Source organism: Paludibacillus litoralis (assembly GCF_037646705.1).
Taxonomy (GTDB): domain Bacteria; phylum Pseudomonadota; class Alphaproteobacteria; order Rhodobacterales; family Rhodobacteraceae; genus Pikeienuella; species Pikeienuella litoralis.
The window spans coordinates 89716-105000 of the sequence record NZ_JBBHER010000006.1 but is presented as its reverse complement, the minus strand read 5'-3'; the positions used below and the strand labels follow the sequence as shown (position 1 = coordinate 105000).

14 protein-coding genes are annotated in these 15285 nt (G+C 64.7%); 6 read left to right on the top strand and 8 right to left on the bottom strand.

Annotated features, from left to right (window positions below; all coding sequences use genetic code 11):
- Positions 1-102: 102 nt before the first annotated feature.
- Entirely contained in the window at positions 103-2232 is a 2130-nt protein-coding gene (locus tag WG921_RS11625; RefSeq protein ID WP_340109407.1) for a LysR family transcriptional regulator, read from the bottom strand.
- A 117-nt stretch (positions 2233-2349) separates the two neighbouring features.
- On the opposite strand from WG921_RS11625, the gene WG921_RS11620 reads away from it, so the two are divergent.
- Together WG921_RS11620 and WG921_RS11615 are read left to right on the top strand one after the other, a co-directional pair.
- Positions 2350-3069, top strand: coding sequence for an SDR family NAD(P)-dependent oxidoreductase (locus WG921_RS11620; RefSeq protein WP_340109406.1), 720 nt, complete (start codon positions 2350-2352; stop codon positions 3067-3069).
- Between the two features lie 270 nt (positions 3070-3339).
- Positions 3340-3765, top strand: a complete 426-nt coding sequence (locus WG921_RS11615) for an NADPH-dependent F420 reductase (RefSeq protein WP_340109405.1) — start codon at positions 3340-3342, stop codon at positions 3763-3765.
- 363 nt (positions 3766-4128) lie between these two features.
- Here WG921_RS11615 and WG921_RS11610 read toward each other — a convergent pair whose 3' ends face one another.
- Positions 4129-5397, bottom strand: a complete 1269-nt coding sequence (locus tag WG921_RS11610) for a hypothetical protein (RefSeq protein WP_340109404.1) — start codon at positions 5395-5397, stop codon at positions 4129-4131.
- 242 nt (positions 5398-5639) lie between these two features.
- Here WG921_RS11610 and WG921_RS11605 point away from each other — a divergent pair, with 242 nt between their 5' ends.
- Both WG921_RS11605 and WG921_RS11600 read left to right on the top strand, forming a co-directional pair.
- Positions 5640-7094, top strand: a complete 1455-nt coding sequence (locus tag WG921_RS11605) for a UbiA family prenyltransferase (RefSeq protein ID WP_340109634.1) — start codon at positions 5640-5642, stop codon at positions 7092-7094.
- Between the two features lie 9 nt (positions 7095-7103).
- A complete protein-coding gene (locus tag WG921_RS11600) occupies positions 7104-7478 on the top strand; it encodes an SMR family transporter (RefSeq protein WP_340109403.1) in 375 nt (124 codons plus the stop codon).
- Between the two features lie 583 nt (positions 7479-8061).
- On the opposite strand, the gene WG921_RS11590 is transcribed toward WG921_RS11600, so the two are convergent.
- Positions 8062-8394 carry a DHCW motif cupin fold protein gene (locus tag WG921_RS11590; RefSeq protein ID WP_340109402.1) on the bottom strand — a complete coding sequence of 111 codons (333 nt, stop codon included), beginning with the start codon at positions 8392-8394 and terminating at the stop codon, positions 8062-8064.
- A gap of 493 nt (positions 8395-8887) precedes the next feature.
- On the opposite strand from WG921_RS11590, the gene WG921_RS11585 reads away from it, so the two are divergent.
- Positions 8888-9094 carry a hypothetical protein gene (locus WG921_RS11585; RefSeq protein WP_340109401.1) on the top strand — a complete coding sequence of 69 codons (207 nt, stop codon included), beginning with the start codon at positions 8888-8890 and terminating at the stop codon, positions 9092-9094.
- Positions 9091-10437 (top strand): amidase, encoded by a 1347-nt coding sequence (locus WG921_RS11580; RefSeq protein WP_340109400.1) that lies wholly within the window; start codon positions 9091-9093, stop codon positions 10435-10437. The genes WG921_RS11585 and WG921_RS11580 overlap by 4 nt, the downstream gene beginning before the upstream one ends.
- 34 nt (positions 10438-10471) lie before the next feature.
- Here WG921_RS11580 and WG921_RS11575 read toward each other — a convergent pair whose 3' ends face one another.
- The 5 genes from WG921_RS11575 to WG921_RS11555 form a co-directional block, all read right to left on the bottom strand.
- On the bottom strand, positions 10472-11455 hold the full coding sequence (locus WG921_RS11575) for a branched-chain amino acid ABC transporter permease (protein WP_340109399.1): 984 nt from the start codon (positions 11453-11455) through the stop codon (positions 10472-10474).
- 11 nt (positions 11456-11466) lie between these two features.
- A complete protein-coding gene (locus WG921_RS11570) occupies positions 11467-12333 on the bottom strand; it encodes a branched-chain amino acid ABC transporter permease (RefSeq protein WP_340109398.1) in 867 nt (288 codons plus the stop codon).
- Between the two features lie 124 nt (positions 12334-12457).
- The gene (locus WG921_RS11565) at positions 12458-13663 is read right to left on the bottom strand and encodes an ABC transporter substrate-binding protein (RefSeq protein WP_340109397.1); all 1206 of its coding nucleotides are present in this window, start codon (positions 13661-13663) and stop codon (positions 12458-12460) included.
- 67 nt (positions 13664-13730) lie between these two features.
- Positions 13731-14432 (bottom strand): ABC transporter ATP-binding protein, encoded by a 702-nt coding sequence (locus WG921_RS11560; RefSeq protein WP_340109396.1) that lies wholly within the window; start codon positions 14430-14432, stop codon positions 13731-13733.
- Entirely contained in the window at positions 14429-15190 is a 762-nt protein-coding gene (locus tag WG921_RS11555) for an ABC transporter ATP-binding protein (RefSeq protein WP_340109395.1), read from the bottom strand. Before WG921_RS11555 ends, WG921_RS11560 begins: the two co-directional genes overlap by 4 nt.
- Between the last annotated feature and the right edge of the window lie 95 nt (positions 15191-15285).

Here is a 15285-nt window from a genome sequence, read left to right as displayed (position 1 = left end):
AGATCGACGACGTGGAAGAAGCGGCCGCGGATATGCGAACTTGACGCCGGCGCGTTCCCGGCGCCGCCGACGCGGCAAGGAGCGATGCATCGCCCCCCGGACTCAAAGTCCATTATCGCGAAGGAATATTTCGTAACGCTGGATCAACTCGGGTGCGATCGGGGTGCCGCTCGTGCTGCAGGCGGCCCCGAAGACAATCTCATTGATCTCCGTGCCGACGCTCTCCGCGACAGCCTCCCAATCGTTGATCCGAAAGCTGGCGTAGGTATCCGGATCGCCATATTCCGCCGCGCCGTACTCCACGCAGACGCAGAGGGCGACGGCGCCGCGATCGGAAGGATTCGCGCCTTCCGCGCGGCGTCTGGTGAGGAAACTGGGGTAACATTCAGCAAGGAAGCCTCGCCAGTCCGGTTGGAATCCGGCGGTTACGGCAGGTTCAGGCGCTGCGGGAAGCCGCACGCCGGCAAGCGCGGCGATCTCCCGGCGTAAGCTCGCGAAGTTCGCGGAATTGCAGCCCTCGAGTTGGACCAGCCGGCCGGCGGCCATATGGATCGCACCGGGAATTTCCGGATTCGAGAGCTGTCGGCCCATGGATTGCACGAAGGGCAAGAACGGTTGCTCGACAAAGACCGGATCGATCTCGGAAGCCGCGAAGCCGCCGGTGACACGGCCCATCAGGTTCGTGTCGGTCCAGCCCATCACGGTCTGAACGTCGATGCGGGCCAGCGGCTCTTCAAGGCATGCGCGGGCGACCTCGTTATAGCTCCAGCCCTCGAGCACGCGTAGCGCCGCGACGCGGCGCTCGCCCTCGGTTGCGAGATCAGGGCGGCCGAGGACAAGCGCGATCAGACCCGGATCCGTCGCGTCTCGGAAGGCCATCGGGAGATCCTGCGGCGCGCCGGGCGCCTGGGACGCGCCGCCCGACAGCCGGATATATCCGTCCTGGACGTCCAACTCGCTCGTCCGCGGCGCGAACGTCCCTGACTTCTCGAGATTGACCTTGGGGTCCGGTCGCCATGAGATTGTCAGCGGATCGCCACGCCTCGCGAGCGCGGCGGTCCGCCGAAGGCTCGCCGTCGTCTCGCCCATGAGAACCAACCGGGCGCCCGCCCGCAGGCCCACGGCATGGGCGGGGCTTCCCGGCTCGACGTCGGCGACGGCGCCCGCGGTGGTGTCGGAGCGATGAAGGATGCCAGTCAGAGCGTAGGCGACGTGACGATCGACTTCATTGCGGATTTCGCTCGCGCGCTCGTTGGGGGCGTCCACAAGGAACCACTCGCGGTTCGAATCGACGCGCTCGATGGTATGCACCTGGGACACGCCAGCCTTCACGGCGTCCTCGACGCACGTCATGTCGGAACACCAGAAGGGATCCGCGCCTGACGGCGCGACGATGACCTGCGGCACGGTACGCCCGCTCGCATAGTTCTTGGGAAACTCCATAAGCCTGAGCAGGTCGATTCCGCCAAAGACGAACCCCTCCGGCTCGTGCGCCATCTCAAACCCCATGACCTCTCGCAGGATCGACGAGGCGCCCTCGAGCGGTGCGGCGGGCGCGAACGGCTGGAGCATGTCGTCCTGTGCGGCGGCGGAGGAGATCCCGAAAACAAGCGCAAATGGCGCCAGGCGAAAAAATCCGGTCACAAAAATCCCCACCTTTGTCTTGCCGTCCGCAGTCAACGTTACCCACCCCGGCTTCAATGATGAAACGCTTTCTCCATTTTCTGCGACTGCAATTTGATCAGGGCCATGCCCGCTGCGCATGGTCAGCTCGGCGTCGCTGGCCAGCGCGATGCGGACCCGCAGCGCGAGATCGATCCGCTCGCCGATCAGGTCGACCGGCTGGTTCGTCGCCAGCAGTTGCAGCCGGACCTTCGGGTGTTCCGCGAGGAAGCCGGCGACGAGGCCGGAGACAAGCTCGACCATCCCCGTCGGGCAACTGAATCGGATTCGCCCCTGGGGTTCGGACCGAACCTCCCTGACCAGCGCCTCGGCCTGCTCCGCCTCCAGCTGGATCGCCTTGCAGCGCTCGTAGAACGCCCGCCCGATATCGGTCACCCGAAACCGACGGCTCGAGCGTTCGATCAACCGCAATCCCAGCCGCTCCTCAAGCCCGGCGATCCGCCGGCTGAGTTTCGACTTGGGTTCGCGCAAGGCGCGGCCGGCTGCCGCGAACCCGCCATGGCTCACGACTTCGGCGAAATAGGCGAGGTCATTGAGATCGGTTTTCATCGTTCTACAAGAAGAACGCTGCAGCCCAATTCTGACCTCTACAAGCCGGAACGTTGCGTTTTCATCTCCCTTGCGAGCGGCGAGATGCTCTCGGCCGCTGGAAAAGGGGAGTTCAGGATGAGCAAGTTCGACAACAAGGTCGTCGTGGTCACCGGCGGCGCCAGCGGCATCGGCCTCGGAACGGCGAAGGCGTTCGCCGCAGAGGGCGCGGCGGTCTACATCACCGGCAGGCGCCAGGAGGCGCTCGACGCCGCCGTGCGCGGAGACATGTCCAGCCTCGCCGATCTCGATCGTCTCTACGACGCCGTCCGGCAGAGACATGCGCAGATCGACGTCCTGTTCGTGAACGCCGGCGGCGGAGAGTTCGCGCCGCTCGGCGCGATCACGGAAGAGCACTACCAGCGGACCTTCGACACCAATGTCAAAGGGCTCCTCTTCACCGTCCAGAAGGCGCTGCCGGTGCTGCGCGACGGCGCTACGATCATCCTCGCCTCGTCGACCACCGGGACCGCCGGCACGGCGAACTTCAGCGTCTACTCGGCCAGCAAGGCGGCGGTGCGCAATTTCGCGCGCAGCTGGATCCTCGACCTCAAGGACCGCAACATCCGCGTCAACGCCGTCAGCCCGGGCCTGACCGAGACCGCCGGGCTCGATGCCCTGTTCGGCGGCGGCGAGCAGGCCGCGAGCGTCAAGAACGACGTCATCGGCGCGATACCCGCCGGGCGTATCGGCCAGCCGGAGGATGTCGCCAGCGCGGTGCTCTTCCTCGCATCCGCGGATGCGGGGTACGTCAACGGGATCGAACTGTTCGTCGACGGCGGCATGAATCAGGTCTGAGGCGCGTCGGGCCGGCGGGAAAAGCCTGACGCCGGGCGTTTTCCTGTCGGCCTGCGGGCCCTGCGCCCAGCCGTCGAAGGCGCGCCGATGAAGCGGATCGCGCCTTTGCGCCGTCACCACGCGCCGGCGACGGGCCGCGCGCGGACCATCGGAACCATCTAGCCAAGGCGGCGCATGATGCGGATCGGAAAGCGTGGCGGAAAGCCTCGGGGCCAGTGTCGGCGCCCGACGCCCGGCTGGGCATCAGAGGCACTTGACCGCGATCTCGTCTTGCTGACGGCGCCTTGGGCCAGCGTTCCGGACATTCTGAGCTCCGGCGGCCCAAAGGAGGGCCGGATCCGGGTCGACGCGACCAACATTCTTCTGAGCCGCCCGCCCAATCCCCGGATCGACGATCTGAAAGGCGAGTCCGGCGGCGAGATCGTCGCCCGGCTGGCGCTGGCGGCCCGCGTGGTCAAGGCGTTCAACACGCTGCCCTTCGCCACGGTGTTCGCGCCGGCGCCCGAAAGCGCGACGCGGGTGTTCTTCATCGCCGGCGACGACGCGTCTGCCGTCGCGACGGTCGCGGGGCTGATCGATGAACTCGGGCTTCACCCGCTGCCACTCGGCTCCCTCGCGCAAGCCGGCCGACATATGGAGCTCGCCGGTCCGCTCTCAGGATCGGAGCTTCTGACGCCAAAAATCGGTGCGGCGTAGGTTGCTCGAAGACGCCAGGAGCCTTGTTCCGGGCGAAGCGCCTGGCCACGAATGCCGCCGAATAAATGGAAAGGCGACCGGGCCGGCGTTCGAAGCCGTCAATGTCGACGTCGTCGAAAGGGCGGGTGGCTGCGGTTCGATCGCGCCCCGGCGAGCGCCTTCGATCGGCCGATGCTTGATGAAGCCGCGAGCGGCCCGGCGCCGTCACGGCGCCCGGGCTCGTCGCCGGATGAATTTCGGACGACAGCACGGTCCATCCTCATTCCGCGCTTCGCATGTGCTCGCCTGCCGCGTTCCGCGCCGCGCTCAACCCCAGCCGGGCCGGCCGGTGAAATTGGGGTGCGCTTCAGGAGCGGAGCCGGTTCAACTCAGCGCCCGCGCCGCCTCAAGTATAGCGAAGTTGTGATAGCCGCCAAATACGACCACTGCGGCCAGGGCGGCGCGCCCAAACCATTTCGTCCGCCCGCGCAGCGCCAAGGTGGAGATCAGCGCATACTGCGCGACAAAATGCGCGACGTAGAGAAAATAGACGCTGCCATAGAGAAGGTGCATCATCATGAAGCCGGCGCTGGACAGAAGCGCCGTCGCCACGATCAGGTCCGCGCCCCGCTCGCGCAAAAAGACGCCGAGCGCCAGCGCCAGCGTCAGGAGCCAGGCCCCGGTGGCGATGATCTGCGCGACCGAGGCGAAGGCGATGTTCGACATGTCAAGCACGCCGCGCTCGGGCGCGAGGCCGGGGATGGCCGCCTGTGGATAACTCAGCAGGTCGCCCGCGATGATCGGGCTGACGGAGAGGTCGAACAGACGCGTCAACGCCGATCGGCCCGTCACGTCGATGAAGAACTTGCTCTCGTCCGCCAGCGCGACCACGTTGATGAACATCCCGGCCTGGCCGAAGATCGCATTCTGCAAGGAGGCGAGCGCAAGCGCGATTCCTCCGGCCAGACCCACCACGGCGACCGGCCGCTTCAAGGTCGGGATCATTCCCGCGCGCCAATTGGCGAGGCGTAGCAGGCCATGGCGCAGCGCCACCGCGATCAGGCCGACGCCCCAATTCGTGATGGTGATCGTCAGGCTCGCCATGCAGAGCAGAGCCTCGGTCAAAAGCAATCCTCCCGGGCCGCTTCGAGGCAGGGTCAGAAGCTGCAGGCTGAGCAGAATACTGGTCGTGCCGAAAGCGAATGTCTCGGGCACGGCGAACCAGAACAGGAAGGCCGCGGAGCTGAGAAAAAGCGCCAGGCACAGGATGAGGTCCATTAGCGCCAGTCCGAGCCAGCGTAGCAACCGCCACAGGAGCATCGTGGCGGTGAAGGCGTTCAGCGCAAGGAGCATCCCGATCGCCGTCGCGCTATCGTCGGTAAAGCGCGAGAAGACCCAGACGATTGGCCAGAACGCGAGCGAAAACAGCGGATGCTTGTGAGTGGTGACATGGCCGGCGGTCCGGTCCGTCAGATTGTCAAACACGCGCGCGATATCTGCGGAGAACCAGACATCGACTCGTTCCCAGAGCGTCAGCGTCTGGTCAAAATGACCGTAGCTCACCCAAGTGATCGCAGCAGCGAGACAGGCCAGCGCCAAGCCCGCCGCCAGCGCAATGATGCGCGCACGCGCCGTCTCCACATTTGCCGACACTACCGACAGGCTCCTGTTTTTTCTTCGATACGAGTGCTTGTGAGATGCGTCACAATGCGTACTCGTCGATCTGGAAGCAAATAGACATTAATAACCCATGGTCAAGTCTATAGTGTTGTTGTAGGTGTCGTTCATAGGCGTATCTGCACGATTCTAAGTTAAGTAATCATGGATAATTCACCGATATTTTCGAAATCTTGCGCTATCCCGGCGAATCCGGACGGGGTTCAAGTTTGAACGTGATGCGGGCGCGAGAACATCATCCGCACGCGAGCGACGCGCTCGAAACTATCTGCGTCGATCTTGATGGGACGCTTGTTTCGTCCGACACGCTGTTCGAGATCGCGCTGGCTTTCCTGGTGGCCTTTCCGTTCAGGTTCTTTCTTTGCCTCGGCGGATTGTTGCGGGGACGGGCGCACCTCAAGAGCCGGCTGGCTGAAGGTCGGCTCGTCAACATCGAAACGCTGCCATGGAATAGGCCGTTGATCGACTGGCTGGAAACGCAGAAGGCAAAGGGCGCGCGCCTGCTGCTGGTCACCGCCGCGGACAGGAGGATTGCGCATCGCGTGGCGGATCACCTCGGTCTCTTTGACGAGATTCTGTCAAGCGACGGATCCACCAATCTCAAGGGCGGCGTCAAGGCGGCGGCTCTGGTCCGGCGCTTCGGCAAGGACGGTTTTGTCTATGCGGGCGACGCCAAATCCGATCTCGCTGTCTGGCGGGTGGCGGCGGCGGCGATTGTCGTCAGCCGCAACAAACGCTTGCTTCGCCGGGTCGAGAAGATCGCGCCCATCCTTGCGACTTTCACCCCTGGCGCGGGCGGGCCTCTCGCCGCCGTTCGAGCGCTGCGCCCCTATCAGTGGGTGAAAAACGTGCTCGTTTTCGTGCCCATCTTCGTCTCGGGCCACTGGCAGGATCAGGCCGCCTGGATCCATGCCGGCATCGCCTTCATCGCGTTTTCGCTGCTCGCTTCGGGCACCTACATCTTCAACGATCTGACCGACATAGAGTCTGACCGTGCTCATCCGTGCAAGAAGACCCGCCCGTTCGCCTCGGGTCAGCTCGGCATCGCCAGGGGTGCGCTGCTCGTCGTCGGCTGTGTCGGCGCGGGGTTGCTCGTCGCCAGTTATCAGAGCATCCTGCTGCCGGCCTTGGGGTATCTGGCGCTGACGCTGTGCTACACTCTGTTTTTGAAGCAGAAATTCCTGATCGACGTGCTCGCGCTCGCGGCGCTCTATACCGTACGGCTCTATGCTGGCGGGGAGGCGACGGGGTATAATGTCTCGATCTGGTTGTTCTCGTTCTCGATGTTTCTGTTCTTCGGGATGGCGCTGATGAAGCGCGTCACCGAACTGACGATGACCAAGGACGGGCGCGTCCTGCGGCGTGGCTATGACGCCGGAGATATTGAACTTCTGTCGATCTCAGGCGTGGCGGCCGCATTCTCCTCTTCGGTCGTGTTGGCGCTCTACTTCAAATTCGGGCAGGGTGCGTCTGTCTTCGACCACCCGGAGGGGCTCTGGTTGATTGTGCCGGTCGTGCTCTACTGGCAGTTGCGTTTCTGGCGGGCAGTAAAGCGCGGGGCCATGCACGACGACCCTATCCTCTATGCGTTCCGCGACCGGCCGAGCCTGATCCTCTTGGGCGTCGTGCTATTGATTGCAATCTTCTCGCGGCTCTCCGTTTTCCCGGTTTAGGAGTTGATCTTGTCGTTTGCGGTGTTCGTTCTGACAGTCTTCAGCGTGACGCTGAGCGCTTGCGCGCAGATCATGTTGAAATTCGGGATGAGCGCGCCATCGGTGCGCGCCGCGCTGGCCGGGAGCGATATGCTCGCCAAGGTGCAGGCTGTGGCCTTCTCCCCCTTCGTGGTGGGCGGCCTCGCGGTCTATTTCTTGGGGGCGCTGGTCTGGCTGACCGTGCTGTCCCGGATCGACGTGAGCCAAGCCTATCCGTTCGTAGGCATGGGATTTGTACTGACGCTGCTGTTTGCATGGCTTTTCCTGGGAGAACACATCTCGGCGTCCCGGCTCTTCGGTGCGAGCCTGATTCTGGCCGGTATCGTCTTCGTGGCGAGAAGCTAGGTCACATGCCCATAAACAGGCTTTCGAGTTCGCGCCCCGTCTGATTCATCGCTTCCAATGAGCCGGAGGCGGGTATGGCGCGTTTCGATCTGGCGGATTTCAAGAGATCAATGATTCAGCCGTCGCCCCCGGCGAAGGATCGGGGTGTGAAGCGGGTGGACGGCCAGCGCGTTCTGAACGGCATTTTCTGGCGGCTGAGGACGGGTGGATCTGTCGCGGTTTGGCTCTGGTCACGGCGCTCATTTCCACCAACATGCGCGGTTTATGGCCTATGAGCCCAATCCCTCACTCCGGTCGTTCGGATACGCCAGGGGCGCTCGATCGCTTGTTCCAAGCCTCGCGGCAGTGGTTGAGAATGTCGCCGTCGCTGGTGAAGATGCGGTTGGAGAGCCAGTTGTCGGGCATGAACCGAAGCCGCTTAGGTGTCCGGTGAAACAGGGGCTGAAACGGGGGCTGGAACGGAAATCGACACGGCGGGATTTCGGGGCGGCGGGGCGTAGCTCCGCGTGAGCGGGTGCGGCGGGTGCGTCGCGGCGGGCGGGTCTCCCGTCTGGTCGGCGACGCTCCCCCGTTTCCGCGTTTCTCAGTCGACGATGAACAGTTTCGCGCCATTCTGGGTCGATGATCGGTGCGGCGCGTCGCCGTGATCGGAGACCTGATAGCTTGTCCCGGCGGCCATCTTGAAACGGCGTCCGTCCTTCAGCTCCGTCTCCATCTCCCCCTCGAGCACGTAGAGGATATGGCCCCGGTCACACCAATGGTCCGCCAGGTAGCCCGGGCTGTAGTCCACCACTCTGATGCGTATGTCGCCGATCGTGAGCGTGCGCCAGTAGGCGACGCCGCTCTCGCCCGGATGTTCGGTCGCGGGGATGCTCGACCAGTCGGTGGTGGTGAAGGCGAGTTCGGGTATCTTCATCAGGTGTCTCCAGCGAGTTTTCGCGGCCGCCCCGCCGCCAGGTGTCCGATTGCGCCAGCGCCGCGGCCGCGATGTATGAGAGGCTCCGCTCCTCGTAGCTGACCGAAGTGGCCGCGGCCACAAGAAGTTGCTCGTGGAGCCCGGCCTGTCGGGCGCATGGGGCGGGCGCCCGCCCTGGTGGCGCTGACCCGCCTTTCGGCGACGCCAAAGGACGCCCGGATTCGCCAGGGTTCAGACGGAAAGGGTTGATGGAACGCCGGCGACGGGAGAGCCGCACCATCCACTTTCGCGAAACGATGGATTGCGCCATCTTGTATTCACACCGGCGCGCGCCGCTCTTGCGGCGTGCATGGAGGCGAGGCAGGGGAGGTCGGGCGCATGTCGATCCGCGGCGTTAGGGCGGCGCGGTCACAGCGCTAGACGGCCGCGATCGGGCGCGCCCGGAAGCCGGCTCTCGCTCAGCGGAGCCGATCGGAATGGAAAGGGATGTTCAATGGGCGACGATTGTCCGACAGCGAAGGAGACCGAGGAGAGATTGCGCGAGGTGACCGACCATCGCGTCACGGCGGATGAGGGCCGTATCGTGGCTGCGCTTCTGGAGATTGCGCGAAGGCCGTTCGATATCGGCCGCCCCACCGGGGACGATCCGGCGACCCGGTTCCGTCCGGCCGCGCCAAAAACCGAAAGGCCCAACCGGTGACGCGCGAGGCGGCGATGGGCGCGATTTCGGATCTCTCGGCGCGTCTCGACGCGCGTGAAGTGTCGGCTGTCGAATTGCTGGAGGAGAGTCTCGACAGAATCTCCAGCCGGGACGGCGATATCCGCGCCTTCATCACGGTCATGGAAGACAGCGCCCGCCGGGATGCGCGCGCCGCCGAGCAGCGCGCGCTCGCCGGCGGCCGGCTTGGGCCGCTCGACGGGATTCCGATCTCGGTCAAGGACGTTCTGGCCACGGCGTCCGCGCCGACCACGGCCGGCAGCCCGATTCTGGAGACCTACCGGACCGGGCGCGACGCGCCGCTGGTGGAGAATTTGCGGCGCGCCGGCGCGATCATCGTCGGCAAGAACAACATGCACGAATTCGCCTATGGCGTCAGCAGCGCCAACCGCCGCTTCGGGAGCGTTCTGAACCCTCGCGCGCCGGAGCGTCTGCCGGGAGGGTCGAGCGGGGGCACGGCGGCGGCGATCGCGGCCGGCATGGTGGCCGCCGGCGTCGGATCGGACACCGGCGGCTCGATCCGCATTCCGGCGGCCTGCTGCTATATCGTGGGCCTGAAGCCGACCTATGGCCTGCTCGATACGGCGGATGCGATACCGCAGGCGTGGTCGCTGGACCATCTCGGCCCGTTGGCCGCCAACGTCACCGATACGCGGCTGCTTCTGGAAGGCGCGTCCGGACAGGTCTTTCCCGCCGGCGGTTCGGCGGAATCGACGCTGAAGGGCCTGCGCGTCGGGGTTCCGCGCTCTGCTGTCGCGCGCGCGGATGCGGCCACGCTCGCGGCCTTCGATGGCGCGATGGACCTTCTGCGAAGCCATGGCGCCCTTGTGCGGGATTTCGATTATGTCGATCTTGAGGAGGCCTATCGCGCCTGGCTCGTCATCATGCTGGTTGAATCCGCCGCCTATCATCGCGGAAATCTGCGCGCCGCGCCCGAATTGATCGACCCGGACATCAGGCCCTATCTTCTCGCCGGTTCATGCCTGAGCGGCGCGGAATATGTCGATGCGCAGCGCTATCGCCAGCAATGGTGCGGTCGCCTCTCGCGGGATCTCGCCGGCTTCGATGTCGTCGCCAACCCCACATTGCCGGTCGCGCCGCCATTGCGCGACGCCGACGCCGTCCTGACCGGAGGCGGCGAAATGCCGGTGCGGGACGCCATGGTGCTCTATCAGTGGGTGGCCAACCTCACCGGCTGGCCGTCGATCTCGCTGCCTTGCCATGACGGCGGCGAAGACATCGCTCCGAGCCTGATGCTCACCAGCGGCCCCTATACGGATGGGCGGTTGCTGCAGGTGGCCGGCGCGTTCGAGGAGGCGCGCTGATCGCGGCGGATGGGGCGCCCGTTCCCCCAGCGCTTCAGGACCGCCGGAACAACAGGCGATGCAGCCCCGAAAAGATCAGCCCGACGCCCTGGATGATGCCGCCGCGCATAAAGAATGCGATCGCGATGATGAAGGCGCCGAACAGGATCGGCCAGCGCGCCCAATAGGTCGAAACGATATCGCTCAACACGATATAGGCCGTGGTTCCGGCCACCGGCCCGAGCGGCGCGGTCACGCCGCCGAGAATCGACATGAACACGATATTGGCCGACTCGTTCATGCTGGCCTTGCTGACCGGCACGATCTGCCATTGGAACGCCGAGAGCGCCCCGGCGATCCCGGTCAGCGCCCCCGAGAAGGTGAAGACGAACAGCCGGTAGCTCCAGACCGGATACCCCACCGCCTCCAATCGGTCAGCGTTGTCCTTGATGCCCCGCAGCACCAGCCCGACAGGGGAGAGCACCAGCCCGTAGAACAGGACGAAGACCATCACCAGAACGACGGCGACGAAAATGTAGAAGCGCATGGCGCTGTCGAGCGGTATGTCGAAGAAGCCGAAAGACAGCACCGGCCGCGAGAAACCGCTCAGCCCGGAGGGCCCGCCGGTCACCGAGCGCCATGTCATGGCCGTGAAGTAGACGAGCTGCGCGAAGGCGAGCGTCATGAGGATGAAATAGACATCCTTGAGCCGCGCGGTCAGCAGGGCGACGATCGCCGCGGCGCCCGCCCCGATCAGCGCCGCGAGGAGCAGCGCCGGAATCGCGGTCAGTTGAAACTCCGCTATGCCATAACCTGCGGCATAGGCGCCGAGGGCGAAGAAGGCGGACTGCCCGAAGGACAGCATTCCCGCCTGCCCCAAGAGAAGGGCGAACGCCAGCGCCGCGATCGAATAGATCAGGATGTCGATCGCGATCGACAACGGCAGGAGAACCGGGATCAGGAGCACAAAGGCCCCAAGGCCCAGTAGGTTGAGGATGACGTGGTTCGCCGGCACGGGACCGTATCCTTTTTTCAGCATCGTCGCGCTCCCTAGCGGCTGCCGAACAGGCCGTTCGGACGCAGGAGAAGAACGAGCATCATCGTGAGATAGATTGTCAGCCAAGACGCTAGGGGATTGATATAGGTGGCGAATTCCTGAATCAGGCCGATGAGCAGGCCGGCGAAGATCGCCCCATAGAGATTGCCGAGCCCACCCACGACGACCACGACGAATGAGATCACCAGAATGTCCATGCCGATGAAGGGATGGAGGCCCCGCACCGGCAGGCTCAGCACGCCGGCGAGAGCGGTCAGAAACGCGCCGAGCGCGAAGCTCGCGGCGAACAGGATGCGAATGTCCACGCCCAGCAGCATGACGGCTTCGCGGTTTTCGATCGCAGCGCGGATCAGCGCCCCGGCGCGGGTGCGCTCGATGAACAGCCAGGCGAGCAGAATGACGGCGGCCGATATGGCGAGCAGAAAGAGCCGGAACTTGGGGTAGAAGATCGGACCGAGCTGCACCGCGCCCGCCAGGTTTTGCGGCGGGAGGCTGCTTGCGCCGGCGCCGCCCCAGATGATGATGATGACTTCCTGCAGGATGACGGCCATCGCAAACAGGGCCAGCAGCAGGTAGTTCTCGTCATCGGGATTGGACCCGTAGAGATGCCGTAGCACCCCCCGCTCCAGCACCGCGCCGAACAAGGCCAGCAGCGGGGGCGCCAGCAGCAGCGCCCACCAGAAGGACCCCGTGATCTGGATGATGCTGTAGGCCACGTATCCGCCAAGCGCGAAAAGCGCGCCATGGGCGAAATTGGGGATGTTGAGCATGCCCAGAATGAATGTCAGCCCGAACGCCGTCATGGCGTAGAGCGCACCAGTGGTCAGCCCATTCAACAGCTTGAGATAAACAAGATCCACTTGGTCCGTCCGTTTTCAGCGGGGCCGCGGCCAGGGCGACCACCGTTTCGATGATCTCCGCAAAACTTCAGGGCCCGGAGGCCCTGAAGCGGGGAGCCGAAAGCCGGCTCGCGTCTCCGACTCGTCAGAGCGCGCCGATATCCGTGCAAGCCAGAACGTCGTCGGGGACTTCCCCGCTATGTGTGTCGACGATGCGCGCCAGATCGAATTCTCCATCCACTTCATCCGGGCTCTTGCCCTCGGTGACGAAGAACGGGCGGAAAGCCTGATGCGACTCGGCGCTGATGCGCGTCGGCCCGACGATGGTGTCCGGGATCGTCCAGCCTTCGAGGGCTTTCACGAGATCGGCCGGCTCCACGCCTTCGGCGCGCGCGAAGCCTTCCAGAATGAGCTGCATCGTCCCGTAGCCGCTGCCGGCCGGATAGCCCGGCGGCTCGTCGAAACGCTCGATATAGCGTTCGGCGAAGCTTTTCGCGGTCGGGTTGTCGATCGTGTAGTAGAAGGCCGATCCGATCACCACGCCCTGCGTGATGCTCGGGTCCAGGCGGATATAGTCCTCGATTCCACTGCCCCACGGCACGAGGATCTTGGCCTGCTGGGTCAGGCCGAACGAATGCGCGGTGCGCAGGGCCTGGGCCGTATCGAGGCCGAAATTGTTGACGAGGATGACGTCCGGGCGGGCCGCCGCGATTTCGCCCATATAGGGGCTGAATTCACGCTCTCCCAACACATGCCGCTGCGAGCCGACGATCTCGACGCCAAGCTCCTCGGCGAATTTTTTCTCGAGATCCTCCAGCGTCCATCCGAAGGAGTAGTCGGAGGTGAGCATGTACCACCGCTTGGCGTCGGGGTTCTTCCTGGCCACGTATTTCATCGTGGCTTCGACGCCGGCGTGGTAGGGCGGCGCCCACTGGAAATTATACCTGTGGCACGGCAGCGGACCGCCGCTGAAGCAATGCACGCGTTTCTCGCGCTGCGCCAGATCCGAGACCGCCGCGGAGACGTCGTCGGCCCAGGGGCCTGCGATCGCCACCACGTTCTCGCGTTCGATGGCCTCCGAAACGCGCCGGGTGGCGGCGCCGGCGTCGCCCGCGCTGTCGCGCGAGACATAGTTGATCGTCAGGCCGGTGGAGCGCTGGTTGAAATCTTCAATGGCCATTTCCTGGCCGCGCTTGATGCGCTCGCCATCGGCGGCGTAAGGGCCGGTCAGCGGAACGATGCCGAGGACCGAAATATCGCCCTGGGCCGCCCGCGCGGGAGAGCCCAAAAGCGGAAACGCCGAGGTTCCGGCCAGCGCGGCCGCTCCCTGTAGCAGAGCCCTTCTGTTCATCTTAGGAAACATTGCATTCTCCCTCTGCAAAATTAAGGGGCAGGCGTGAGCCGCCGCCCCCGCGTCTTCAGACGCTCACTCCGAGATGTTTGTTGACGATGCCCGGATCGTCGCGGAGCGTCTTGCTCGGCGCGTCGACCACGACGCGGCCATTTTCTAGCACATAGGCGTATTCCGCGAGTTCGAGAGCGATATCGAGCTTCTGCTCGACGATCAGCATCGAAAGCCCGTTCGCGCGAAGGCGCTCAAGCACCTCCAGAACATGATCCACCATCACCGGCGCAAGCCCCTGGGACGGCTCGTCCAGAAGCAGAAGCCAGGGGTCGAGCATCAGCGCGCGCGCCACCGCGAGGATCTGCTGTTCGCCGCCCGACAGCGCGCCGCCGGGCCGCGGCAGCAGCCGCGCCACGATCGGGAATTCGTCCAGCACACGCTCGACCGTCCAGCCGCGCCCCTTGCGCTCCGCGATCCTGAGATTCTCCCGGGCGGTGAGATGGGTGAATATGCCCCGCCCTTCAGTGACGCAGGCGACGCCTCGTTTGGCGATCTGATCGGCGCGGAGCCTCGTGATATCCTCGCCATTCAGCTCGATGCGGCCCGCGGTCGCCGTGAGCAGGCCGGCTATGGCGCGGATCGTCGTGGTCTTTCCGGCGCCGTTGCGGCCAAGAAGCGTGACGACCTGCCCCTTGCCGACCGACAGCGACACATCGTGCAGGATGTGGCTTTTCCCATAGGAGGCGTTGATGCGCTTGACGGCGAGACCGGTCATCGCGGATTCGCCTTTTCGCGGCTGCCGAAATACGCCTTCTGGACCTCCGGGTTGGCGGCGATCTCCTCGGCGCCGCCCTCAGCCAGAAGCGCGCCGAAATCGAGAACGCTGATGCGGTCGGCCAAGTCGATCACGAGCTCCATATTGTGTTCGATGAGCAGGATGGTGAAATGCGCGCGCAGTGTCTTCAGGATATCCACCGCTTCGTTCAGTTCGGCTGACGACAGGCCGCTGGTCGGCTCATCGAGCAGCAAAAGGCTGGGCTTGCAGCAGAGCGCGATGCCGATATCGACGAGACGCTGAACGCCGTAGGGGAGAGTCTGCGCCTCCTGATCCGCGGTGTGCTTCAGGCTCAACAGGGCGAGCGCATCATCGACGATCGCGCGGACGGCGGGGCTCGTCGCGCCCGGCGTCATCGACCAGCCTTCGCCGGCCGCGCGCGCGGCGGCGAGGTTCAAATTCTCGCGCACCGTCAGCCGCGGAAAGATGTTCGTCCGCTGATAGGACCGGGCGATCCCGAGTTTCACCCGCTGCGCCGCGGAAAGCCCGGTGATGTCTTCGCCGCGGAACCGTATCACGCCGCGCGTCGGCTTGTAGACGCCGCTCAGCAGGTGAAAGAAGGTCGTCTTGCCGGCCCCGTTCGGGCCGATCACCGCATGCAGGCTCTTCTCCTCGACCTGAAGTGAGACGCCGGAAACAGCGTGCACGCCTCCGAAACTTATCGTGAGGTCTTCTGTCGTCAGCAAGGGGGCGTTCATCAGGACTCCGGCGGGCTGGCCACTTCACGCCAGACTCTAACGGAAAATTAGTTCTCGTCAATCGATTGACAGGTGATAGAATTGATCTCCTGAGC

Bases quoted from the DNA above. Each gene is read 5' to 3' on its own strand.
- WG921_RS11625 (WP_340109407.1), bottom strand. From the start codon at position 2,232: ATGAAAACCGATCTCAATGACCTCGCCTATTTCGCCGAAGTCGTGAGC.
- WG921_RS11620 (WP_340109406.1), top strand. From the start codon at position 2,350: ATGAGCAAGTTCGACAACAAGGTCGTCGTGGTCACCGGCGGCGCCAGC.
- WG921_RS11605 (WP_340109634.1), top strand. From the start codon at position 5,640: ATGCGGGCGCGAGAACATCATCCGCACGCGAGCGACGCGCTCGAAACT.
- WG921_RS11590 (WP_340109402.1), bottom strand. From the start codon at position 8,394: ATGAAGATACCCGAACTCGCCTTCACCACCACCGACTGGTCGAGCATC.
- WG921_RS11585 (WP_340109401.1), top strand. From the start codon at position 8,888: ATGGGCGACGATTGTCCGACAGCGAAGGAGACCGAGGAGAGATTGCGC.
- WG921_RS11575 (WP_340109399.1), bottom strand. From the start codon at position 11,455: ATGCTGAAAAAAGGATACGGTCCCGTGCCGGCGAACCACGTCATCCTC.
- WG921_RS11565 (WP_340109397.1), bottom strand. From the start codon at position 13,663: ATGAACAGAAGGGCTCTGCTACAGGGAGCGGCCGCGCTGGCCGGAACC.
- WG921_RS11560 (WP_340109396.1), bottom strand. From the start codon at position 14,432: ATGACCGGTCTCGCCGTCAAGCGCATCAACGCCTCCTATGGGAAAAGC.
- WG921_RS11555 (WP_340109395.1), bottom strand. From the start codon at position 15,190: ATGAACGCCCCCTTGCTGACGACAGAAGACCTCACGATAAGTTTCGGA.